Origin of the sequence: Microbispora hainanensis (assembly GCF_036186745.1) — a bacterium.
Lineage (GTDB): Bacteria > Actinomycetota > Actinomycetes > Streptosporangiales > Streptosporangiaceae > Microbispora.
In genome coordinates, this window is record NZ_CP108086.1 from 7,758,448 (window position 1) to 7,781,743 (window position 23,296).

Consider the following 23,296-nt stretch of genomic DNA (forward strand, 5'->3'; position numbering starts at 1 on the left):
TCGGTGTGCTCAGAGCGCGCGTGACGTCGCGGGGATGGTAAGAACGGGTCCGGCGGCGGCTCAGCTCAAGATTGAGCGCCCAGGCGGCGCAGAGCCCGCTCGCGCAGCGCCACCCGGTCGGCCTTGCCGTTGCGGCTCAGCGGCATCTCGTCCAGCGGCCACAGGTGCCGCGGCAGCATGTACGGCGGCAGCCGGTCGGCCAGCCGCGCGGCGAGCGCGGCCGTGTCGGCGCCTCCACCGGCCACGAACGCGACCAGGACCTTCCCGGTCTCGTCGTCCAGCGCGAACACCAGCGGCTCGCAGCCGGGCGCGGCCTCGCGCAGCGCGTGCTCGACCTCCGCCAGCTCGACCCGGTAGCCGTGGATCTTCACCTGGGAGTCGTCCCGGCCCAGGTGCACCAGCCCCGCCTTGTCGTCGAGCCGGACCCGGTCGCCGGTGCGATACCACGTCCTGCCGTCGGCCTGGTGGAACCGGCCCGCGTCGTTGGCCGGGTCGAGGTAGCCGCGGAACATCTGCGGGCCGGTCATGCACAGCTCGCCGGTCCGCTGGCCGGGCTCGGCGTCCTGGCCGAGCATCAGGAAGTCCATGCCGTCGTTGGGGTAGCCGATCGGCACGGTCTCGCCCTCCCAGTCGAGCGGCTCGCCCGCGGGCCAGCGGTAGGCCGTGCAGGCGATCGTCAGCTCGGTCGGGCCGTAGATGTTGTCGAGGGCGGCGTCCGGGGCGGCCGCCCGCATCGCCCGTGCGGTCTCGACCGGCAGCGGCTCTCCGCAGAAGACCGCGTAGCGCAGCCCGGCGAGCGACCCGGGCGCGAGCGCGTCCCTGGCCCGCACCGCGTTGACCAGGCTGGGGGTGGCATGCCAGACGGTCAGGCCGTACGACCGGACGTACCGGGCCGGGTCGAGGGCCTGCAGCCGGGTCAGGGCGCACAAGCAGGCCCCGCTGCCCCAGGCCATGAAGATGTCGAACATCGCCAGGTCGAAGGTGAGGTCGTACACCTGACTGAAGCGGTCGCCGGGGCCGACGTCGTAGCGCGGCAGCGACGCCCGCAGGAACGCGCTCACGTTGCGGTGCGCGATCGGCACCCCCTTGGGCCGCCCTGTGGACCCCGAGGTGAACAGCACGTACGCGACGTCCTGCGGCGTGCGGCCCGACGGCGGCCGGAAGGAGTCCGCGTCGTCGTCGCCGGGCACCCGCACGGGCACTCCGGCCGGCGCTCCGGTGTCGGCGTCAACGGCGTCGGAGGCCAGGACGACGCGGACGCCGGCCGCCTCGGCCACGCGCGCCGCCTGCGCGGCCCCACCGGCGTCCACGACCAGGGAGTCCACGCCGGCGGCGCGGGCGATCTCCGCGTTGCGCTCGGCCGGCGCCTCCAAGCCGAGCGGCACGGCCGCGGCTCCGGCGTACAGGGCGGCCAGCAGGCCGATGTACGCCTCGACGCTCTTGTTCGCGAGCAGCCCCACGCGGCGCGGCGCCCGCCCGCCCTCGGTCAGCGCGGCGGCCCAGGCGCGGGCCCGCCGGTCCACCTCCGCGTACGAGAGGGTCACGGCGTGCACCCGCAGAGCCGGGCCGCCGGGATCGCGGGCCAGCCCGTCGAGGAACCATTCGTCCAGCAGCCGCTCCGTCATCAGTCCTCCTGAAGCTCGAACCGCACCGCAACCGGCGGCCCCGCGACCGGAGTCAGGGCCGGCCCGACGTCGCGCGCAGCCGGGTCAGCAGCGCCCACGCGCTCCCCGGCGTCCGGAAGTTGGCGGGCACCAGCTCCTCGTCGGGGAACGTCACCCCGTACGCGTCCTCCAGCGCCGCGATGAGCCCCACGGTCGCCACCGAGTTCAGGCCGAAGGCCGCCATCACAAGGTCGGGTGCGAGCGGGGCGCCCTCCGGCAGCGTGGGAAGGTACGGCCGCAGGACGCTCTCGAACGTCTCGTCCCAGTGGTCGGTCACCGTTCGGTCCGCCTTTCGCACTCGATCGACGTCGCGCCTATGACGGCGGCGCGCCATGCGAGCGTGCGGTGTGGCGGCCCGCACGCGGTCCGGGCGCCTGGGGGGCGCAGGCCCGCCGCGTACCGCCGGATGCTAGGCAGGCGCGCCGGGCCGATGCCGCTCAAAGTTGAGCAGACGGCCGCGGGCCGGTCTGGCGACGATCGAAAGCATGGCTCGTGACGTGCTGCTCGGCGGTTCGTCCGCCCTCCTCGCCGCCCGGCTCGCCGACCGTCTCCTGGCCCGCGGCGCCGGCCGGGTGACGATCGTCACTCCTCCCGGACGGCCGCCCGCCGCCACGGGCGGCGCGGCTTCCGCGGACGACCGGCCGCGCGATCCGCGGCTGCTGGTCGTGGACGCCGGGCCGACCGGCGACCTGCCCGAGGATGTGCGGGCCGACGTCGTCTGGCTCCTCACGGGGGACGCCGGGCCGGTTCCCGGCCGCGACGCCCGTGCGGACGCGGCGCTGGCCCGGAGCGTCGTCGCTCGCCTGCCCGTGCTCGGCGCGGCCGGGATCGTCCACGTGACCGCCGACGAGCTGTGCCGTCCCCTCGGCACGTCCGCCAGGCCGGTGGACGCCATCGTCGCCTGTGTGCACACCACGGTGGAGGAGGAGGTCGCCACCGCCTGCGCGGAGCACGGGATCGGCCACCGGCTGGTGCGCACGGTCTCCCCCGTCGGCGCGCTGTCGCCCGCAGGCACGGAGTCCGGCCCCGACGCGGTCGCGACGGCCGGGGTCGTGCCGCCGGGCGTCCGGCCGGGCGAGCCCGTGCCCGCCGGGCTGCACCGGTTCCTGGCCGCCCTGCGCTCTGTCGTCGACGAGGTCACCGCCCGTGCGCCGGACTACTTCGGCACCCGGCCCCTGCGGTGCCTGGTCCCCCCGGAGTCCGTCGTACGGCTGACGCCGATGGACGAGGTCACGCGCGTGCTGGTCGAGCTGGTGGACGATCCGGCGACGGCGGGCGGCCGGTTCCGCCTGGCCGCCTCCGGCGTCGTGCCCGTGGACGGCCTGCTCCAGCGGATCGGCGACGTCTACGGGGTGCGGCTGCTGCCGGTCCAGGACCCCGCCGAGCTGGATCCGATCGACCGGCTGCTACACGACCGGCTCACCGGGTTCCTGGCCGAGCCGTCGCCCTGGACCGGCTACCGGGAGACGACGACGGGACCGCGCGAGTGGGCGCCGCCCGCTCAGCGGGCGCTGCTGCGCCGGGTGCGCCGAGCCCAGGAGGCGGCCGAAGAGGCGGCCCGCGACCGTCAGGAGAGGGTGCCCGAACGGCTCGTGCGCACCACCATCGACGTCGCCGGACGGCCGCTGACCTACCACCTGGCGGTGCCCCCCGCCGTGCCGGGACCCGGAGGAACTCCGGCCGGAGGGGGACTCGGAGCCGAGCCGGTCGTCCTGCTCAACGCCCTGGGCCAGAGCCCGGCCTTCTGGCACCCCCTGATCGACCGGCTGTCGGCCCGGCGGCGCGTCCTGGTCGTGGACCCTCGCGGGCCCGAGGACGACGGCCCTGCGTCCGTGCCCGGTCTCAACGAGCACGCCGACGACCTGGAGGCCGTGCTCAAGAACGAGAGCGTCGAGCGCTGCCACCTCGTGGGCTGGTGCACCGGGCCCAAGCAGGCCGTCCGGTTCGCGGTGCGCCGCCCCGACGTGGTCGCCTCGATGGTGTTCCTCAACGGCTCGTTCCGGGCCGAGGGGGGCCACGACGGTCTCGACACCCCGTACGAGCGGAACCTCGACTACCTGTGCCGGACACTCGTGCGACGGCCGGAACAGGCGGGGCGGTTGCTGCGCCTGTTCGGGGGCGAGGACCCACCCGCCTCCCGCCCCGATGAGGTGCTCGCCCTGACCAGCGACGCGTTGCGGGAGGAGGTCCGTGCGCCGTTCCTTTCGGCCCAGGCCCTGGTGCCCTACGCCTTTCAGATGCTCGCCTTCTGGGGCGACGACGTGTCGGCCGAGGCCGGGCAGGTCCGCGTCCCGGTCCTGGCCGTCGGCGCCGAGCACGACCGGATCGTCTCCACGCCGCGGCTGCGCGCCGCGGCGGCGCGTTTCCCCTCGGGACGCTTCGTCGAGCTCCGCGGCGCGACGCACCAGTGCCTGTACGACCGCGCCGACGTGCTGGCCGGGTTGATCGAGGAGTTCGTGGCCGATCCCGCGGCGATGACCTGCGCTGACGCGACAGCCGGCCTGGCGGGTGAGGTGGACCGGTGACCGTACGCAGGGCGCCGGCGAGCCCGGCGACCGGTTCGAGACGGTTCGACGCGGTTGGAAGTGGTTCGAGACCGAGGAGGAACGCCCCATGACGCAGGCGATGTCGTTCGACCGCGTCGCCGACAGCTACGACGAGATGCGCGGCGGCCTCGAGCGGGGCCGCCAGTCGGCGGCGTGCCTGGCCCCGCACCTGGTGGCCGGCACGACCCTGGAGGTCGGCGTCGGCACCGGCGTGGTCGCGGCAGGACTGCGCGAGCTGGGACATCCCGTGATCGGGGTGGACATCTCCGCGCCGATGCTGCGCCGCGCACACGAGCGGCTCGCCGGCCGGGTGGCGCGGGCGGACGCCAGGGCGCTCCCCCTGCCCCGGGGTGCGGTGGCGAACGTCGTGTTCGTCCACGTCCTGCACCTGGTCGGGGACATGGCCGCCGCCGTGGCCGAGGCGGCCCGCGTGCTGCGACCCGGAGGGCGGCTCGCCGCCGTGCACGGCAGCCCCGTCGCCGACCCGGACGAACTGGTGGAGGCCCTCGACCGGCTGGCGCCACTGCAGCCGCCGCGGCCGGACACCCCGGAGGGGCTCGTGTCCGCCGGTGAGGCGGTGGGCCTGCGGCCGGTGGAGCAGCACTTCGCCGCCGAGTACGAGAAGGCCACCTCGCCCGCGGAAATGGCCGAGAGCATTGAGCGGCGGGTGCCGCCGTACCTGTGGCACGTGCCCGGCGACGTCTGGCGGGACGTGGTCGTCCCGGTCGTCACCGGCCTGCGTGCGCTCCCCGACCCCGAGCGGCCGCGGGTGCAGACCTGGCGCTCGATGTGCACGGTCTTGGAGAAGCACGGCTGAGGCCGCCGAGACAAGCCGCATAAGCCGGAGCTGCGCGGGAGCGGGACTCCACACGCCGTTCCGGGCGGCCCTTTCGACTTCCAGTGCCCTTTCGGCTTTCGCGGCCGCCTCCCGGGCCGCGACCCAAGCAACAGCCGCGGTCCCTGCCCGGCCGGTGACGAACCGGCCGCGGCTCCAGCCCGGCCGTGAGGAAGCGGCCCCGGCCCGGGCGGACTCAGCCGCGGGCCGGGGCGGGAGGGCGGACGCCGCCGGGCTCAGCGAGGGATGAGCTCGAAGGCGATCGCGAGCCGGCCGCCGAACCGCTCGCCCGTCTGGCGGGCCATCGCGGTCAGCGGGCCGCGCACGTCCCTGACCGGCGGCCGCAGGCCCGCCAGGTAGGCGCGGTGCGCCTCCAGGGAGGCCACGGCCTTGTCGATGGAGTCGGTGACGTCCACGGCGTGGGTCGGATGCGGCGAGTTGGCGATGGCCACGTGCCGCACGCCCTCCCAGGGCTCCAGGCCGAGGTCGCGGAAGATCCAGCGGTTGCCCGCGTCGCCCACGGCGTCGAGCAGGGCCCGCCCGGTGTTGCGGTGGTCCGGCGGGTTCCAGCGGCCGCTGAGGAACCGCTCGTGGTGGTTGAAGCCGATGACCAGCTCGGGCCGGTGCCGCCTGATCTCCTCGGCGATCCGCCGGCGCAGCGGCAGGCCGTACTCGATGACGCCGTCGGCGTGGTCGAGGAAGGTCACCTGTTCCACGCCCACGATCGACGCGCTCTCGCGCTGCTCGGCCTCCCGTACGGCGGCCGCCTCCTCGGGCGGCATCCCGTCGATCCCGGCCTCGCCGCGGGTGAGCAGCAGGTAGCTCACGGACTTCCCGGCGGCGGTCCAGCTCGCGACGGCTCCGGCGGCGCCGAACTCGATGTCGTCCGGATGGGCCACTACCGCTAGTGCCGTGCTCCAATCGTCGGGCATAGGCTGCAGTTCGTCGCTCATATCATTTAAATTAGCACGTGAAGCCATTCTCAATAAAGGCCGGAAGCCGCTTTTATAATGCGCCGAAAATGCTCAATCCTGAGCAGACGAACCCTCTTCCATCAGGCATGATCCTACGGAACAGCATTGTTTCGTTCCGCAGAACAGTGCCGTCGTTCCGCACCCGAGAAATTCAGCGAAATTCGAGACGCGGGAGGTTTCCGATGGGAAAGACCGCCACCGGGACGATGAAATGGGAGCCGTGGCAGCCGCAGCCGTACGCCGTGCAGGACAGCGGCCCAGTCCTGTCGCGGGGCACCGTCGTCAACCACTACACCGGCGACCTGGTGGCCACCGGCGCACTGGAGTGCCTGGTCCTCACCGAGGCGGACGGCACCAGCCCGTTCCAGGGCCTTGAACGGGTGACCGGCAGCCTCGACGGCCGCCAGGGCAGCTTCGTCTTCCGGCTCGACGGCGTCGTCCGGCCGGGCACAGCCGAGGCCACCCTGACCGTGGTGCCGGGTTCCGGCACCGGCGACCTCAAGGGGCTGCGCGGCGAGGCCCGCTACACGAGCGGCAACGTGGGTCCGGACGGTCACGCGGAATTCACCTTCGAGTACGAGCTCGACTGATCGGCTGCGTACCATCGGAAATCGCGGCGCCGTCTGACGGCCGGTGAAATCGCCGTCATGCGACGCCACCGCGCAGCATATGTCCGTCTGCGCCTCCGGAACGGGCCCGTCCGGCTCGTCCGGAGGCGTAGCAGGCCAGAACGAAGGGAGCTTCACCATGTCAGCCATCGGCACTCTCGCCGCGGTTTCGCTCGACTGCCAGGATCCCGCCGCGCTGGCGGACTTCTATCGCCAGGTCACGGGCTGGGAGGTGGTGTTCAGCAGCGAGAACTTCACCTACCTCGCCGGGAGCGACGGAGGCGTGCGCCTGAGCTTCCAGCGGGTGCCGGACCACCCACGGCCCAGCTGGCCCGACTCGGCCAAGCAGTTCCACCTCGACTTCAGCGTGCCCGACCTGGACAAGGCGGAGCAGCAGCTGCTCGAGCTGGGCGCGACCAAGCCCGACTTCCAGCCGGGCGGCGACAAGTGGCGGGTGCTCCTCGACCCCGCGGGACACCCGTTCTGCATCACCACGTACACGGGCTGAACCTCGTTCTCCCGGAACCGGAAGGGGCCACGGCGGCGACGCCGTGGCCCCTTCCGGTTCCGCCTCAGCCCCAGTGCTGCGGGGTGAGCAGGACGTCCCGCGTGGTGCCCTGGACAATGATCTTGTCCCAGGCGCCGCCGCCCTTGTCCATCGAGATCCAGTCCTGGATGAACGAGGCGCGCGGGGCGTCGGGGTCGGTGCGCGCGTCGAGGCCCATCAGCAGGTACATCACGTCCAGCGAGCGCATGTGGATGAGGAAGTGCGCGCGGTCCATCCGGCCGAACGACTCCTCGTACAGGAAGACCGTGGCCAGGCCGTCCATGTTGAGGTTCATGTTCTCGGCCACGGTCCGCGCGAACACGCGCGCCTCGGCGCGGTAGCGGTAGTCGAAGTCGACCGTACGGCGCATGACGACGCCCGCTGTGGCCGAGTTGAGCGTCTTGTCCGCCGGCATCGCGGTCTGCTCCTGCGCCGGCCGTACGTCGAACCGGGGCAGGCCGCCCTCCCCGGGGACGATGGGGCTCATCGCGGAGTCTGCGGCCATCGCCTCGGTGGCGGTGCCGAAGATGCCCCACCGGTGCGGGAGCATGACGGTCTCGCGCACGCTGCCCGCCTCGAACAGCTCGTCCCAGACGTCGGCCTCGTGCGCGCCGAAGACGCCACCGCGGATGTCGCCGCCCGGGCCGCCCATCGCCAGCAGCGTGCCGTAGTCGGCGTACGACGTGAAGTGCAGCAGCCAGTGAAGCCGGTTCCTGACGCCGAAGGTCTCCTCGTAGACGAAGGCCGTGGCCGTCCCCGCGTGCTTGGCGTTGATGTGCTCGGCGATCTCGCGGGCTGCTTTCCTGGCGGCGCCACCCCGCCCACCGCGGATCTGCGCCACCCTCTCGACGATCACGCCCGCGTTCCCCGAGTGCAGGACGCGGTCCGGGGACTGCGAGGTCTGGTGCAGCGCCGGCGGCACGGTCGTCTGTGTGGTGCTGTTCGACACCGTCTACTCCTTCATGGACGTGGGATCTGCGGGGATGCGGCCGTCGAGGCATCGGGCGGCGCCGGTCATGAGCCGCTCGGCGATGACGTCGACGTGCCGGTCGCGCCAGTCCTCCAGCTCGCTGCCGCGGACGAACCGGTTGAACGCGCCCATCGCCGGGCCGCAGTGGATCTGGTAGTTGGCACGCTCGGCCGGGTCTCCGGCGAGGGCGAGCCGGTTGGAGTGGGCGAAATACCACTTGAAGACCAGCACCATCCGGTGGCGCGGGTCACGCTCGGCCTTCTCGACCACGTGGGGCCGCCCGCCGGACAGGTAGTGGTCGCGGGTCTCCCGCCACACCTCCTCGACGGAACGGCGGAAGAAGGTGCGCTCGATGCTCGCCAGCGTGGCCGGGTCGATCTCCTCCAGCGACCGGTGGCGCTGGTAGAGCTGGTGCAGCTTGGTCGCGCGGGCGGCGAACAGCGTCCCCTTCCGCACGACCTGCACCCGCGCCCCCAGCTCGAACATGTCGCCCGAGGGCGCATACGCCGTGTCCTGCACGTCGAGCCCGGCCAGCAGGTCCTTGACGGCCTCGGAGGTGCCGGCCTCGGGCGAGCACTGGTTCACCGACCCCGTCAGCACGAAGTCGGCCCCGAGGACGAAGGCGGCGGCCACCGCCTCCGGCGCGCCGAGGCCGCCCGAGGCGCCGAGCAGGATCGGGGTGCGATAGCCGTACCGGTCCGTGAGCTCGTCACGCAGCCGGCGCATGGCGGGGACCAGCGTGAGCGCCACACCCGCGTCGGTGTGCCCGCCGGAGTCCGCCTCGACGCAGACCTCGCCGCCGACCGGCAGCTCCCGCGCCACCTCGGCCTCCGCGGGGGTGAGCCCGCCCTCCCGCACCAGCCGGTCGAGCAGCGCCTGCGGCGGCGGGCTCATGAACGCGGTGGCCACCTCCGGGCGTGACACCTTCGCCAGCACCCGCCGTACGGCGACCGGCCTGCCCTGGGCGTCCCGGTGGGCGCCGCTGAAGCGGAAGCGCACCAACGGGGCCGTGACTCCGAGGTACGCCGCGGCCTCGACGAAGCGCACGTCGTGCTTGAGATACAGGGTGACCGTGCGCTCCTCCCTTGCGGGGTCGTCGAGGTCGTTGAGGAGGTTCATGCCGAACGGAACTTCGGAGCCGAGCCGGCGCCGGATGTCGAGCAGCGCCTGCTCGGTGCGCTCCAGGGACAGCCCCCCAGCACCGAAGAAGCCCATCAGACCCGAGCGGCCCATGCGTACGACCAGGTCGGCGGAGGAGATCCCCTTGTACATCGAGCCGGCGAGGTAGGCGTAGCGCAGCCCGTACTCGCGACGGAACCGGGCGGAGCCCAGCTTCTCGGCCGCCGACGCGAGCCGCGCGTCCGCCTCGGCGGCCGGGGCCGTAGGAGCCGGGTTCGCATGAGCCGGCGTCATGGGGGCGGCCGGCGTCACGGGAGCCGGGGCCTGAGGGACCGGAGTCACGGTGGCCGGGGTGCGGCAGGCCGACCGCCACAGGCCCGTGAGCACCGTGCCCGGGCCGACCTCGGCGATCTCGCGGACGCCGCGGTGGAACAGGTAGCTCATGCTGTCCCACCAGCGGACCGGACTGGCGATCTGCCGGCCAAGCAGGTCCGCCACCCCGTCCCGCGGGTACGGCCGGGCGGTGACGTTGGCCACGACCGGCACCCGAGGAGGCGCGAACTCCACCTCGCGTAGGAACGCCGCAAACTCCTCGGCCGCCGGTCGCATGTGCCGCGAGTGGAAGGCGGCGCTGACGTTGAGCGGCACGCAGCGGGCGCCGCCCGCCCGTTCGACGGCCTCGACGGCCCGGGCCATGCCCTCCGGGGCTCCGGACAGGACCACCTGGTCGGCGGAGTTGTGGTTGGCGACGTCGACGTCCGCGACGCCTGCCTCCTCCAGCAGCGCCGCCACGGTCGCGGCGGGCAGGCCGAGCACGGCCGTCATGACCCCGCCGTCGGCCCGGCCCATCAGCTCGCCCCTGCGCCGGACCAGCCGTACGCCGGTGGCCAGGTCGAAGCAGCCGGCGGCGAACAGCGCGTCGAACTCCCCCAGGCTGTGCCCGGCGTAGAAGTCGGGTTCCGGCTCCTCCCGCAGCCGGGCCAGGTGGGTCAGCGCGTTGACGACGAACAGCGCCGGCTGGGCGTACTGCGTCTGCCGGAGCCGTCCGTCGGGGTCCTTCAGGCACAGGTCGCGGATCGAGTAGCCCAGGATCGCGTCGACCTCGGCGCACAGGCCGGGGAAGAGGTCGAAGAGCCCCTCCCCCATGCCCTTGCGCTGCGACCCCTGGCCCGGGAAGAGCCACGCGCGCATGATCAGCCTTTTCCTCCTCCGCCGGGTGCCGGCGGGCGCGGCGCGCCCGTCCGGAGCCCGGACTGGTCCGCTGTCACCGGGGAGCCGTCATCGGGGAAGCTGGTAGGGCACCAGAAGCGTGTCGTGCAGCGTGCCGTCCACGAAGGCCCTGGCCCAGGTGCCGCCGCCGCGGTGGGGCGCGATGAAGTCCTTCTCCAGGATCCGGCGGAAGTCGGGGTCGTGGTCGTCGAGGTGCATCAGCGTCAGGTAGTCCTCGAACGACCGCAGGTGGATCAGCCAGTGCAGCTGGTCCATCACGCCGAAGGTCTCCTCGTACAGGTACGACGTGACCCGGCCGGGCAGGACCTTGTTGACGTGGTTCTGCCAGGCGAAGGCGAAGTAGCGAGCCTCCTTGCGGAACTCGTGCTTGGCCTGGCCGACCCGGTGCAGGACGAGCTCGGCGTTGGCCGAGTTGAGCTGCTCCGACAGCGGCTGGGAGCTCTGCTTCCAGGCCGGGTCGACCCACAGGTCGCTCGGGACGTCCTCCTCGTTCTCGTGGTGGGCGCCGTGCTGGGGCACCAGGATCTTCTCCTGCATCGTGCCCTCGACGATCAGGCGGCCCCACGCGCCGACGCCGTCGTCGTCCTTGACCCGGTCGGACTCGAGAAGGTCGATCATGGTCTCGTCGTGGTCGACCATCTCCAGGCTGATGCCGTAGTCGTTGGGCGACTTCCAGTGGATGAGCCAGTGGAGGCGGTCCTGCGTGCCGAACGCCTCCTCGTAGCAGAAGAAGGAGGCCCCGTTGAGGTCGGAGTCGTTCATGTGACGGACGACCTCGGAGAAGAACTGGCGGCCCTCGGCCCGGTGGCTGTACTTGAGCTGGGCGTTGCGGGCGATGATGAAGCCCGAGTTGCCCGAGTGCAGCACCTTGTCGGCGGGGACGGAGGTCTGGTGCTGGGCCGGCCTGATCCGGCCCGCGTCGAGGGTGGACACCGCCGTGTCTGACATTGCGCGATCCCTTCTCGAAGATCGGCGCGCGCCTGACGGATCTGCCCGCCGAGCGCGTGCGCCGCGTTCGGAGGAGACGATGGGGAACTGCGGCAGACGCTACTTGGCCGGTCAGAGCGTGTCTGCGCAATGTTGCGCAAGGAAAGGGGGCCCGATCGTCGATCGGGCCCCCTGAGATGCGACGGGTCATCCGAAGGCGATGGCTCGGCCGGAAGGCGGCCTCGCCGGGAAGGCAGCGGCTCAGCGCGGGCTGTTCGCACGGCCGCCCTGCTCGGCGCCTGCCTGTTCCCGGCCGTCGCCGTTCGGCGTCGTCCCCCCGCGGGGCTGCTCGTGCCCCTGGGGCCGCTCCGGCCGCTCGGGCTGCTTGTCGCCCGCCGCCTGCTGGGTGCCGTCGGCCGGCTGGGGCATCTGCCGGGGCGGCACCTCGCGGAGGAAGAGCGACACGACCAGCGCGAGCGCGACCACGGGCACGGCGACGAGGAAGACGTCGTCCAGAGCCTGCGCGAACGCGGCGAGCACGTGTCCCTTCAGGGGCTCGGCCAGCCGCTGGATGGCCTGCACGTCGTCGGCCGCGACGCGCACGCCACCCGCCTCGTCGGCGAGATGGCGGGCCAGGCCGGAGCTGAAGACCGCGCCGAGCACCGCCGTGCCGACGGCCGCGCCCATCCGCTGGAAGAAGTTGGCCGCGCCGGTGGCCGCCCCCAGGTCGCGCATCTCGACGGCGTTCTGCACGGCGGTCAGGACGGGCTGCATGGTCAGGCCGGTGCCCGCGCCGAACACGAACGAGAGCACGGCCACCCACCAGTACGCCGTGTCCACGGCGAGGCGCGACAGCGGCAACATCGCCAGCACCAGCAGCACGGAACCGAGCATGGGGAAGATCTTGTAGCGGCCGGTACGGGTGATGAGGTTGCCGGAGACGGCGGTGGCGATGATGATTCCGAACATCGCCGGCAGCATCGCCAGGCCGGCCGTCGTGGGCGACATGCCGGACACGACCTGCAGATATACCGGCAGGAACACGATGCCGCTGAACATCGCGGCGCCGGCGAGGAACCCGAACACGTTCGCCACTCGGAAGACCGGGTTGCCGAACAGCCGCAGCGGGATCACGGGCTCGGCCGCACGCCGCTCGACCACGACGAACAGCACCGCGGCGACGGCGAAGACGGCCGGCAGGGCGAGCGACCCAGGGGCGGCCCAGCCGTACTCCTCACCGGCCCAGTCGAGGTAGAGCAGCAGCGCCGTGACACCGGCGACGATCAGCGCGGCGCCGAGGTAGTCGACGTGGTGTTCCCTGCGGGTCACCGGCAGCCGGAGGACGGCCGCGACGACCGCCAGCGAGACGAGGCCGACCGGTACGTTCACCCAGAAGATCCAGCGCCACCCCGGCCCGTCGGCCAGCCAGCCGCCGAGCAGCGGCCCGCCGAGGCTGGCCAGGGCGAAGACCCCGGCGAAGTACCCCTGGTAGCGGCCCCGCTCGCGGGGCGGCACGACGTCGCCGATGACGGTCAGCGCCAGCGCGAACAGCCCGCCTCCGCCCAGGCCCTGCAAGGCCCGGAACGCGATGAGCTGCCCGACGTCCTGCGCCAGGCCGCACAGCGCCGAGGCGAGCAGGAACAACCCGATCGCGGCCATGAACGTCGACCGCCTGCCGTACAGGTCGGAGATCTTGCCCCACAGCGGGGTCACCACCATCGATGTGACGAGGTAGGCGGTGACCACCCACGAGAGCATGTCCATGCCGCCCAGGTCGCTCACGATCCGGGGCAGCGCGGTGCTCACCACGGTCTGGTCGAGCGCGGACAGCAGCATGCCGGCCATCACGCCGGCCACCGCCAGCCGGACATGCGCGGCGGACAGGGCGGGGGGCGCCTGCCCGGCGGGGGGTGCGCCGCTGGCTGTGGTGCTCATCGATTCCTCCCGTCTGATAGGGAACGTGGTCCGCGGACTGCGCCCGCCGCCCCGGGCCGGCCCTCCGCTCACTCGCGAGGACCTCTCGGGACAGGCCGCCGTGCGGACCTCGGTCCTACTCGGTGAAGGAGAGCTCGAGCAGCGACGCGACGAGCCCGTCCTCATTCTGACTGGTGTCCTCACTGCCCGCAGTCCCGGTGGTTCGACCTGTCGCCGTCACCGTGGGATCGGCCTCCCGGCCGAGCCACAGCCGCTTGCGCCGGAACACCGGCGCGGGCAGCGGCTCGCGGGGCGCCGGAGCCCCCTCGCGCAACCGCGGGTCGAGCTGGGCGGCGACCAGATGGGCGTTGGTGCCGCCGAGCCCGAACGAGCTGAGTCCTGCCACCCGCATCCGCTCCCCCGGCGCCCAGGTGCGCAGCCGGGTGTTCGGGAAGAACGGCGAGGCGTCGAAGTCGAAGCGCGGGTTGGGGGTCTCGCAGAACAGCGTGGGCGGGATCTGGCCGTGCTCGACGGCGAGCACCACCTTGATGAGCCCGGCCGCACCCGCCGCGCTCAGCAGGTGGCCGACGTTCGACTTGACGCTGCCGATCGCGCACCAGCCGGTCCGGTCGCTGGTCTCGCGGTACACGTCGGTCAGCGCGCGCAGCTCGATCGGGTCGCCGATGAGGGTCCCGGTGCCGTGCGCCTCGACCATGCCGATCTCGTCGGCCCGCCGGTTCGCCGCCGCCAGCGCCTTCCTGATGACGTCGGCCTGGGCCGCCGGGTTCGGCGTGGTGATACCCATCGTGTGGCCGTCGTTGTTCACGGCCACGGCCTCGATGACCGCGTGGACGCGGTCACCGTCCGCGAGCGCGGCGGCCAGCGGCTTGAGCAGCACCGCCCCGCACCCCTCGCCCGGCACGAAGCCGTCGGCCCGCTCGTCGAAGGTGGCGCAGCGGCCCGACGGAGAGATGGCGCGGGCGGCGCTGAACTCCAGGTAGGGTTGCTCGTCGAGCAGCACCTCGACACCGCCGGCCACGGCGACCTCGGCGTCGCCGGCGAGCAGGGCTCGGCACGCGAGCTGCACGCTGACCAGCGAGGACGAGCAGGCGCTGTCGACGACCAGATTGGGCCCGCGGAAGTCGAAGTGGTGGGCGACGTGGGCCGCGATGAAGTTCTGGTCCGACTGCAGCACCGCGGGGCGCAGCCCGGCCCGCCTGCCGTAGGAGGAGATCCGTCCGCCGACGAACACGCCGACGTCCCGCCCCCACAGCTCGGCCCCGGTGTAGCCGGCGTCGGCCAGGCAGGTCGCGGTGGCCTCCAGGAACAGCCGGATGCCGGGGTCGAGGCAGGTCGCCTCCTCGTCGCCCATGCCGAAGTAGGCCGCGTCGAAGTCCTCGATCCCGTCGAGGAAGCCGCCCCATCTGCTCAGCGACCTGCCCAGCGCGGGAACCGGGCTGTACAGCCGCCGATGGTCCCACCGGGACACCGGCACCTCGGCCACCGAGCAGCGTCCCGACAGCAGGTTGGCCCAGTAGGTCTCCACGTCGGGCGCGCCGGGGAAGCGGCAGGCCATGCCGATCACCGCGATCTTGCCGGCCGTCGCGTCGTCCCTCCCCGCGTCGGCGGACGGCACGGCCCGTTCCATCACGGTCACGGGACCGGCGGCCGGCATCGAGCCGGAGCCGGGTTCCGCAAGCGCGCCCGGAACGGGTTCCTGAGGCGAGGCGAGGCCGGGTTCCCCAAGCGCGCCGGGTTCCGGGACCGCACCAGAGCCGGATTCCGAGTCCGCATCGGGACCGGGTTCCGGGGCGAACCGGGCGAGGTAGGCGGCGAGGCGTTCCAGCGTGGAGTGGTCCAGCAGGACGGACGGCTCCAGCCTGCGGCCCAGGTGCTCCTCGATCTGCTGGAGCAGCTCGCCCAGCATCACCGACTCGACGCCCAGCTCGGCGAAGTCGACGGTGGGATCGAGGTCCCCGGCCGGGAGCCCCACGTTGCGCGCGAAGAGCTCCACCAGCCACGCGGGTGGGCGGCCGCCGGTCGCGTCCGCGCTCACCGGCTGCCGCGCCACGCTCGGCACGGACGGCACGGGCGGGGCGGCGGCCGCGCCGATGAGGCCGGCGCCCGCGCCGCTGGGGACGTCGCCGGTGAGGGCGGAGCCCCCCTCCCGGACGTCCCAGGGAGCGGCGGAAGCCGTACCGGTCAGCAGCAGGGCGCCGGGATCGGGCGCGACGTCGCGCAACGGCGGACACGGCAGCACCGAGGCGCCGCCCGGCAGGGCGTCGGCGGGCAGGGCCAGCACGCGCTCCAGCACGCGCAGCCCCTCCGCGTCGCCGAGACTGCCGAGCCCCACCGGCTCGCAGACGTTGGGACCGCCGCGTCCCGACCCGCTCTCGTGCCACATGGGCCAGTTGACCGAGCGGAACGCACCCTGGCCCTGACGGGCCTTGCTGCTCACGAAGAAGTCCATGAAGGCGTTGGCGGCGGCGTAGTCCGCCACTCCGGCGGCGAGCCGGGGCACCGCCGCGCACACCGAGGAGAACGTGAGGAAGAACGCGGGCCGGTCGGCCTCGCAGACCTCGGCCAGCGCCTCCAGGCCGTCGGCCTTCGGTTCCAGCACGGCCCGCATCTCGACCGCGCCCTTGTGCGCGAAGACCGGGGTGCCCCGGCCGACCCGCCCCGCGCAGTGGACGACGCCCGCCACCGGGCCCCACGCACCGCGGACCGATCGCAGGAACGCGGCGAGCCCGTCCCGGTCGGACAGCTTCCCGGTGTGCGCCCGGACCTCGGCGCCGAGGCGCTCCAGCTCGCGCACCGTCGCGACTGCGGCGGCCGCGGGCTCGGTCAGCGACGGGTCGTCCCACCGCTCCCTCGGCGGCAGGGAGCGGGCGCCCACCAGCGCGATCCGGCGGGCGCCGCGTTCGACCAGGTGGCGAGCCATCCGGGCGCCGATGCCCCGGGTCGCCCCGCTCAGCACGTACGGCGCGTCCGCCGCGAGCCGCAACGGCACGTGCGGCGCCTCGACCGGCACGAGCCGGGGCTCGTGACGCCGTCCCGCGCGGTGGCAGACCTCGCCGTACCGGCCGGGATCGCCCCACTCCTCCAGCACCTGCCGGGCGACCTCGGCCGCCTGTGCGGCGGGCACGTCAGTGTCGAGCACCGTCGCCCGGACCTTGCCGTACTCCACGCCGAGCACGCGGACGAATCCGGCCATGCGGGCCCCGGCGAGCGTGGCGGGAGCGCCTGGCGCGCCGAGCAGCCCCCGGGTGACGTGGACGACCCGTAGACCGGCGGCGTGCCGGTAGGACACGAGTTGCTGCAACATGGCCAGTCTGGCCTGCCACCGTCCCGGCCCCGCCGGGGCGTCGAGGTCGCACAGGTCCACCCATCCGGACAGGTCGGGATGCCGGGCCAGCAGCACGCCGACGGCCTCGACCGCGCCCGCCTCGTCGTCGTAGGAGAGCACGCCGACGTCGCCGGGAACAGTGCCCGTTCCGTTGTGGCCGGAGTCGCGGTGAGCGCGGGCGGCGCCTTCGCGGACCAGCAGCACCCGTCCCAGGCCCGCGGCGCGGGCCAGCTCGCGCGCCACGTTCTCGGTCCTGTCATCGAAGACGCACAGCAGCGGCCCCTCGCCGGACGCGGGGAGGGGTGCGGCGCCGGCGGGCACCCACTCCTTCCGGTAGAGCGGGATCTCCCGGCCCGTGCGAGGCCCCTCGCCCGTCTCCCGCCCGTACGGCGTGCCCGGCGTCTGACGGACGTCGGTGGAGGCGGCGACCGGCGTCACGGCGTCGGGCTCGAACGGCCGCTCGGGCAGCCAGCAGCGCATCCGGGCGAAGGGATACGACGGCAGGGCGATGACGCGCGGTGAGAAGCGCCCGGCGTCCCGTCCGGCCTGCTCGGGCTGGGAGGTGCCGGAGTGCCGGACGCGGAGCTCGTGCAGGCGCGGCCAGTCCACCCGGCCGCCGCCCACCCAGTGGGCGGCGATCTCCCGCAGCTCGTCCTCGCCGGGGGCGTACGCCGGACCGTACGCGGCATCGGAGGCGGCATAGGAGGCGGAGTGCGGCCCCGCGAGCGGAGCGTGCCCGGCGTCGGGGGCCGGGACGCGCGGGAGCACGGGTCCCGGCTCCTGCCCCGGGCCGGGGGTGCGGCCCCGCAGCACGCCCGGCGGTTCCTCCCCGGCGGCGACGCGCGCCAGGAGACCGGCCGCCTCCCGGAGGTCCGCCGTGACCAGGGCGAGCCGTTCGCGCAGCGGCTCTCGGCCGGCCTGCAGCGTGTAGGCGACGTCGGCCAGATCGTGGCGGTCGCCCGCGCCGCGGAGCCAGGCCGCCATGCGACCCGCCAGCCGCCGCAGGGCGTCCGGGTCCTGCCCCGACAGCACCAGCGCCTGCGGGCGTCCGGCCGGCCGCCCGTTCGCGAAGCGGGGCCGCTGGGGCATGTCCGCGTACTCCTCCAGGACGACATGGGCGATCGTCCCTCCGGCGCCGAAGGAGCTGACGCCGGCCCGGCGCGGCAACGGACGGCCGTACCCGTCCTCACACTTCGGCCAGGGCGCTGTCTCACGCTGTACCCGGAACGGCACGCGGTCCCAGGCGATCTTCGGATTGAGCTCCTCGGCGTGCAGGGACGGCGCGAATGTGCGATGCCGCATCTGGAGCACGACCTTCGTCAGGCCGGCGATGCCCGCGGCGGCCTCCACATGACCGATCGACGACTTGACCGAGCCGATCGCGACGGCGCCGGGGGGAAGGCCGGCGTCGCCGAAGGCCCGCATGAGCCCGTCGATCTCGATGGGATCGCCCAGCGCCGTTCCGGCTCCGTGCGCCTCCAGATAACCGATGGTCGCCGGGTCGACTCCCGCGTCCCGCAGCGCGTCGCGCACCATCTCGCCCTGCGCCGCGGGGTTGGGCACGATCCAGCCGTTGGTCCTGCCCATGTGGACGACGGAGCTGCCGCGGATCACCGCGTGCACGCGGTCGCCGTCCTCCAGCGCGTGGCGCAGCGGCTTCAACACGACGACGCCGACGCCCTCCGACGGAACGAACCCGTCACCGCCCCGCCCGAAGCTGCGGCAGCGCAGGTCGGAGGCGGTCAGCTTCATGCGGCGCTGCTGGATGAACTTGTTCGGGTGCAGGGACAGGTTGACCGCGCCCGCGATCGCCATCTCGGCCTCGCCCCGGCGCAGCGCCTGCACGGCCAGGTGGACGGCGACCAGCGAGGACGAGCACATCGTGTCGACGGTCATGCTGGGCCCGCGCAGGTCGAAGTGGAACGAGACCCGGTTGGCGATCCCGCCGATGGCCGACCCCGAGTCCTGGGGGTTGCCGCGCAGGGTCTGCTCGACGCCGAAGAAGGGGTACTCGTTGTACATCGAGCCCGCGTACACCGCCACCCGGGAGCCGTGCCGCTCGCGCAGCCGCCGCCGGGGGTAGCCGGCGTCCTCCAGTGCCTCCCAGGTCACTTCGAGGAACAGCCGCTCCTGCGGGTCCATGAGGGCGGCGTCCCTGGGTGTGATGTTGAACAGCAGCGGGTCGAACATGTCGACCTCGTCCAGGAAACCGCCCCACATGATGTCGGCGGGCCAGCCGGGGCGACGCCGCGCGGCCGGCAGCGGTCCGACGCAGTCACGCCCGGAGACCAGGTTCTCCCAGAACCGGTCGAGGTCGGGGGCGTGCGGATACCGTCCGGCGATGCCGACGATGGCGATCGCCCGGTCGTCCTCGTCGCGCTCGCCCTCCTCGCGCCGGTCGTCGCGCGCCACGAGCGCTCCCTGTCGGTCCCGCGCATCCCCGGCATCCCGCTTCCGCGCATCCCCGCCCTGCGCCTCCCGGAGCCGCCACACCCGGTCCTCTGCCGCTCGGTCCTCTGCCGCCCAGTCCGCCGTGTCCGGCTCGGCCGGCCCGGTGTCGCCTTGGGCGTTCTCGTGTCCCCTCCCAGGGGCGGACGCCGTACGGGCCGCCTCGTCCGCGAGCCAGGGGCCTTCGAGGCCGAGGAGCGCTCCCGCCACCCCGGCGAGGTCGCGGTGCTCGAAGAAGAGCGTCGGGGAGACCTCGCCCAGGTCACGCGCCAGCGCGTCGTTCAGCCGGGCCACGATGTACGACGTGAGCCCGTAGTGCTCCAGCGGCACATAGGCGTGCAGCTGGTCCACGGCGATGCCGGAGACCTCGGCATACCGCGCCTTGAGATAGTCCTCCACCTGGGCGCGCAGGAGGGGGTCGTCCGCCGGGGCGCTGCCGGGGTCGGCCCCGCCCCGGTAATCCGCCCGGCCCCAGGAATCGGCCCCGCTGACGGGAGGGGCCACACCGCCGGAGGTAGCACCGGAGGGAGCGGAGGCGGGCCCGTCCCCGGCGACGGCCTGGGCGGTCTCCGCCCGCGACCGGTCGGAGAAGGGTCCGTCGAAGGGATATGTGGGCAGCGGGACGCGAGCGCCCGGCACCGGCCAGCAGTCCTCCCACGCAACGTCGTGCCCGGCCAGCCACGCCGACGCGGCCTCCGTCTCGGAGAGCACTCCCTCGTCGGCCCCCGGCGTGGCCTGGCCCGCCTTCGCGGTCGCCGTCCCGGCGCCTGACGCCCCCGCAGGATCGCGGCCCGCCGGAGCCGTGCACGTCCCGGGAGCACCCGCCGCCAGAGCCGCGGACCTGCCGGGGGCGCCCGGCGGCGGGGCCACCGCCGTTCTCAGGGCGGGGTGGTCGCGACCGGCCGCCATGGCGTCCAGGGCCTCGGTCAGGGTCTCCAGGTCGGCGCAGCGCACCGCCAGCCGATGGGACATCGCCACCCGGCCCGTCTGCAGGGTGAACGCCACGTCCGCCGGCGAGGGGGCCATGCCGGCGGCGCGCGCCGCGACCAGATGGTCCCGCAGCCGCCGGGCGTAGCGGCTGAGGTGTTCCTCGCTCGCGGCCGACAGCACCACGACGTGCGTGCGGGGTTCGGGCCGCGCCGCCCGGCCATGCTCCGGGTCCGCGGCCCAGGAGGCTCCCCGGCCGGTGGCCCAGGGGTCCACGAGCCGTTCGGGCTCTGTCCGGTTCATCTCGCCTCACAGATGCGTCGACGGTCGGTCTACGGATGTGGTCACGTGCCGGCCGGAACCGGCCGGGCGCCGGGAAGCACCAATGTCGTCAGGCGCCGGCCGAGCAGGTCGGCCGCGGCCTCCATGAGCCGCGCCGCCTGCACGTGCGCTGTCCCCACGTGCGCTGTCCCCACGTGCGCCGCCTCCGCCTGGCCGCCCACGGCGAGGAACGGCGAACGAGCCGATGCGCGGCCGTCCGCGCCACCGGGGGCCGCGACCACGAAGTCGGCGCCGAGCACGAACGCGGCGGCGACCGCCTCGGGCGTCGCGCACACCACCCCGACCCGGATGTGGTGTCCGCAGGCGGCCACCGCCTCGTCGCGGCGGCGCAGCGCCTCGGGCAGCCGGACCTCCAGCCCCGGGCCATCGGACGAGCAGTCGAGGCAGACGTCCTCACTCACGGGCAGACCCCGGGCCACCTCCACCTCGGCGGGCGTGAGCGCCCCCCGGGCCGACAGCTCGGCCAGGAGCGGCTCCGCCGGGGGCCGCATCAACCGTTCCACCAGGTCGGGCGCCGCCACCCGCACGACGAGCCGGTTGGGCGCGACGGGCAGACCGGCGGCGTCACGGTAGGCCCCGGCGAAGCGGAAGCGCACCAGCTCGGGTGGCGCCTGGGTCAGGTGTCCGAGGGTCACGTGCAGGAAGCGCACGCCATAACGCAGGAACAGGCCCACGCGCCCCTGGTCCACCTCGTCGCCGCCCGCCACACGGCGGCCGTCCAGGGCGACACCGTACGGCGCGGCGGGACCCAGGTCGCGACGCAGGCGCTGAACGGCGCGCTCGACGTCGCCGGCGGGCAGCCCGTCCACGCCGAGGAAGGCGAGCACGCCGCGCCGGGCCGTCCTGGTCACCTCGTCGGCCGAGCCCGCCGCGCTCGCGTTCTCCAGCGCCGCGCATGCCAGGCGCGTCCCGTAGTCCCTCCTGAACGTCGCCGCGCCGAGGCGCTCCGTCCGGACGCGGTACGGCTCCCCGCCGGGGGCACGGCCGATGGACACGCCACCGGCCGGCCCGGCGGAATCGGACGCGGACGGGATGAGGTGTTTTTCGGCCTTGCGCCACAGTTTGGTGAGCACCTGACCGGGGCCGATCTCGCGGACGTCGCGCACGCCCCGCTCGGCCAGGTAAACCATGGTGTCCCACCACCGCACCGGGCTGCGCACCTGCCGCGCGAGCAGGTCGGGCAGGGTCTCCGGCCGGTGCGGGCGGGCGGTCACGTTCGAGATGACCGGCACGCGCGGCGGGGCGAAGTCCACCGTGCCCAGATAGTCGGCGAACGCCGCGGCGGGGAACGCCATGTACCGCGAGTGCGCGGCGATGCTCACGTTGAGCAACACGCACTTGCCGGCCCCCGCCCCGCGCAGGACGGCGGCGAGCGCGCGCACCGAGTCCTCCGGGCCCGACAGCACGACCTGGTCGGGCGAGTTGTGGTTGGCGAGGTCGACGTCGGTCGCGCCCTCCTCGGCCAGCACCTCGCGCAACCGCTCGATCGGCATCCCGACGACGGCGAGCATGCCGCCGCCCCGGGCGCGGGCCATCAGCTCGCCGCGCCGCCGCACGATCCGCAGGCCGGTCTCGAAGTCGAAGCATCCGGCGGCGTGTAGCGCGGCTAGCTCGCCGAGGCTGTGCCCCGCGAGGTACGCGGGGGCGGGCCCCTCCTCCAGCGCCGCCCGATGGGCGAGCGCGGCCACGGCGAACAGCGCCGGCTGGACATAGCGCGTGTCGTGCTGGAGCCTCTCCTCGTCTCCCGCGCACAGACGGCGCAGGGAGACCCCGATGATCTCGTCGGCCCGGGCGACCATGTCCGGATAGCGGTCGAGCAGCCCGGCGCCCATGCCCTGGCGCTGCGCCCCCTGTCCCGGGAAGATCCAGGCGACGCTCATGTGCCCCTCCTTCCGTCCGCGTCCGCGAGCGGGCGTGTCCCACCCCCCGCGCCGGTCTCCCACGGCATCCGCTGATGCAGGGTGAAGGCGGCGATCCGGTCCCGTACGGCCGGAGCCGCCATCAGGCGGGCGAACTCGGCGGCCGCGACGCGGCCGGCCTCCTCGGTCACGGGCCAGAGCAGGCCGAAGTATCGTTTGGCCTCCCCGATCGCCTCGGTAGCCACCTTGGTCACCCGGAACTCCAGGCGGCCGAGCGCGGCGGCCGGGTCGTCGCACACCTCGTCGACCAGCCGGTCGCGGTGCGCCTCCGCCGCGGGCACGGGCCTCGTGGTCAGCGTCATCGCGTACGCCGGCTGGAAGCCGGTGCGCCGCACCAGGAACGGCAGGACCGCGCACGGCAGCAGCCCCCACAGCGCCTCCGGCAGGCTGAACGTGCTGCGGGGCGTGGCCAGCACGAGATCGCAGGCCGCCGCCAGCCCGACCCCGCCCCCGGCGGCCTGGCCGTCGACCTCCGCCACCACGACCCGGGGTGTCGTGCTGATCCTCCGCAGGAGGGCGTGGAAGTCCGCCACGCCGCCGTCGCCCTCGGGCGCGTCCACCGCCTCGGCGAGGTCCATGCCCGTGCAGAACACGCCCGGGCGGCCCGCGAGCACGACGATCCGGCAGTCCGGCCGGCGTTCGGCCTCGTCCAGGGCGTGCCGGATCTCGGCGATCGTGCGGGCGTCGAGACCGTTGCGCCGGTCCGGCCGGTCGAGGGTCACCCGCATCGTGTCGGGGGACGCCTCGACGCGAATGCCCCGATAATCCATGGTCATCTCCAACGGCGGTGAGGGCGACGATCCGGTTCTACCGGCGGCCGGAGGCGGCGTCTGCTCACCATTGAGCAGGCCGCGTCCCCGCTTCCGGGGGACGATTGCGGCGACGCGTCCCCCAGGGCGGGGAACGGGGAGACACGGAGACAGGACAGCGGGCTCGGAGGCGGAACCGGAGGCGGGCCGAGCGGTGACGGTGACGGGACG

Annotated in this window: 14 protein-coding genes; 4 read left to right on the forward strand and 10 right to left on the reverse strand. The window is 73.9% G+C overall.

All coding sequences use genetic code 11. The features are described from left to right. Nucleotides 1–65: 65 nt before the first annotated feature. Both OHB01_RS35305 and OHB01_RS35310 read right to left on the reverse strand, forming a co-directional pair. A complete protein-coding gene (locus tag OHB01_RS35305) occupies nt 66–1,625 on the reverse strand; it encodes an amino acid adenylation domain-containing protein (RefSeq protein WP_142648892.1) in 1,560 nt (519 codons plus the stop codon). A 52-nt stretch (nt 1,626–1,677) separates the two neighbouring features. Next, nucleotides 1,678–1,941 (reverse strand): acyl carrier protein, encoded by a 264-nt coding sequence (locus OHB01_RS35310; RefSeq protein ID WP_168066087.1) that lies wholly within the window; start codon nt 1,939–1,941, stop codon nt 1,678–1,680. 208 nt (nt 1,942–2,149) lie between these two features. On the opposite strand from OHB01_RS35310, the gene OHB01_RS35315 reads away from it, so the two are divergent. Both OHB01_RS35315 and OHB01_RS35320 read left to right on the forward strand, forming a co-directional pair. Further along, nucleotides 2,150–4,189 (forward strand): alpha/beta fold hydrolase, encoded by a 2,040-nt coding sequence (locus tag OHB01_RS35315; RefSeq protein ID WP_142648890.1) that lies wholly within the window; start codon nt 2,150–2,152, stop codon nt 4,187–4,189. A gap of 88 nt (nt 4,190–4,277) precedes the next feature. Beyond that, on the forward strand, nt 4,278–5,027 hold the full coding sequence (locus OHB01_RS35320) for a class I SAM-dependent methyltransferase (RefSeq protein WP_142648889.1): 750 nt from the start codon (nt 4,278–4,280) through the stop codon (nt 5,025–5,027). Between the two features lie 254 nt (nt 5,028–5,281). Here the strand turns inward: OHB01_RS35320 and OHB01_RS35325 are convergent, their stop codons facing one another. Further along, nucleotides 5,282–5,998: a PIG-L deacetylase family protein gene (locus OHB01_RS35325; RefSeq protein ID WP_142648888.1), complete on the reverse strand. Its 717-nt coding sequence runs from the start codon at nt 5,996–5,998 to the stop codon at nt 5,282–5,284. 203 nt (nt 5,999–6,201) lie between these two features. Between OHB01_RS35325 and OHB01_RS35330 the strand changes: the two genes are divergently transcribed. Continuing rightward, nucleotides 6,202–6,609, forward strand: a complete 408-nt coding sequence (locus OHB01_RS35330; protein ID WP_168066085.1) for a DUF3224 domain-containing protein — start codon at nt 6,202–6,204, stop codon at nt 6,607–6,609. Between the two features lie 157 nt (nt 6,610–6,766). Beyond that, entirely contained in the window at nt 6,767–7,135 is a 369-nt protein-coding gene (locus OHB01_RS35335; protein WP_142648886.1) for a VOC family protein, read from the forward strand. A gap of 64 nt (nt 7,136–7,199) precedes the next feature. On the opposite strand, the gene OHB01_RS35340 is transcribed toward OHB01_RS35335, so the two are convergent. The 7 genes from OHB01_RS35340 to OHB01_RS35370 all read right to left on the reverse strand — a co-directional run bounded on the left by OHB01_RS35340 (nt 7,200) and on the right by OHB01_RS35370 (nt 23,086). Beyond that, nucleotides 7,200–8,123, reverse strand: a complete 924-nt coding sequence (locus OHB01_RS35340; protein WP_147943990.1) for a DUF6039 family protein — start codon at nt 8,121–8,123, stop codon at nt 7,200–7,202. A 3-nt stretch (nt 8,124–8,126) separates the two neighbouring features. Continuing rightward, entirely contained in the window at nt 8,127–10,454 is a 2,328-nt protein-coding gene (gene fabD / locus OHB01_RS35345) for an ACP S-malonyltransferase (RefSeq protein WP_328854560.1), read from the reverse strand. Between the two features lie 87 nt (nt 10,455–10,541). Next, on the reverse strand, nt 10,542–11,441 hold the full coding sequence (locus OHB01_RS35350) for a DUF6039 family protein (RefSeq protein WP_142648883.1): 900 nt from the start codon (nt 11,439–11,441) through the stop codon (nt 10,542–10,544). Nucleotides 11,442–11,681: 240 nt separating this feature from the next. Continuing rightward, entirely contained in the window at nt 11,682–13,355 is a 1,674-nt protein-coding gene (locus OHB01_RS35355; protein ID WP_142648882.1) for an MDR family MFS transporter, read from the reverse strand. 115 nt (nt 13,356–13,470) lie between these two features. Continuing rightward, the gene (locus tag OHB01_RS35360) at nt 13,471–20,358 is read right to left on the reverse strand and encodes a type I polyketide synthase (RefSeq protein WP_205830474.1); all 6,888 of its coding nucleotides are present in this window, start codon (nt 20,356–20,358) and stop codon (nt 13,471–13,473) included. Nucleotides 20,359–20,399: 41 nt separating this feature from the next. Then, nucleotides 20,400–22,277 carry an ACP S-malonyltransferase gene (gene fabD / locus OHB01_RS35365; RefSeq protein WP_142648881.1) on the reverse strand — a complete coding sequence of 626 codons (1,878 nt, stop codon included), beginning with the start codon at nt 22,275–22,277 and terminating at the stop codon, nt 20,400–20,402. Continuing rightward, complete coding sequence (locus OHB01_RS35370) at nt 22,274–23,086, reverse strand: enoyl-CoA hydratase-related protein (protein ID WP_142648880.1); 813 nt, start codon at nt 23,084–23,086, stop codon at nt 22,274–22,276. The genes fabD (OHB01_RS35365) and OHB01_RS35370 overlap by 4 nt, the downstream gene beginning before the upstream one ends. Nucleotides 23,087–23,296: the final 210 nt, after the last annotated feature.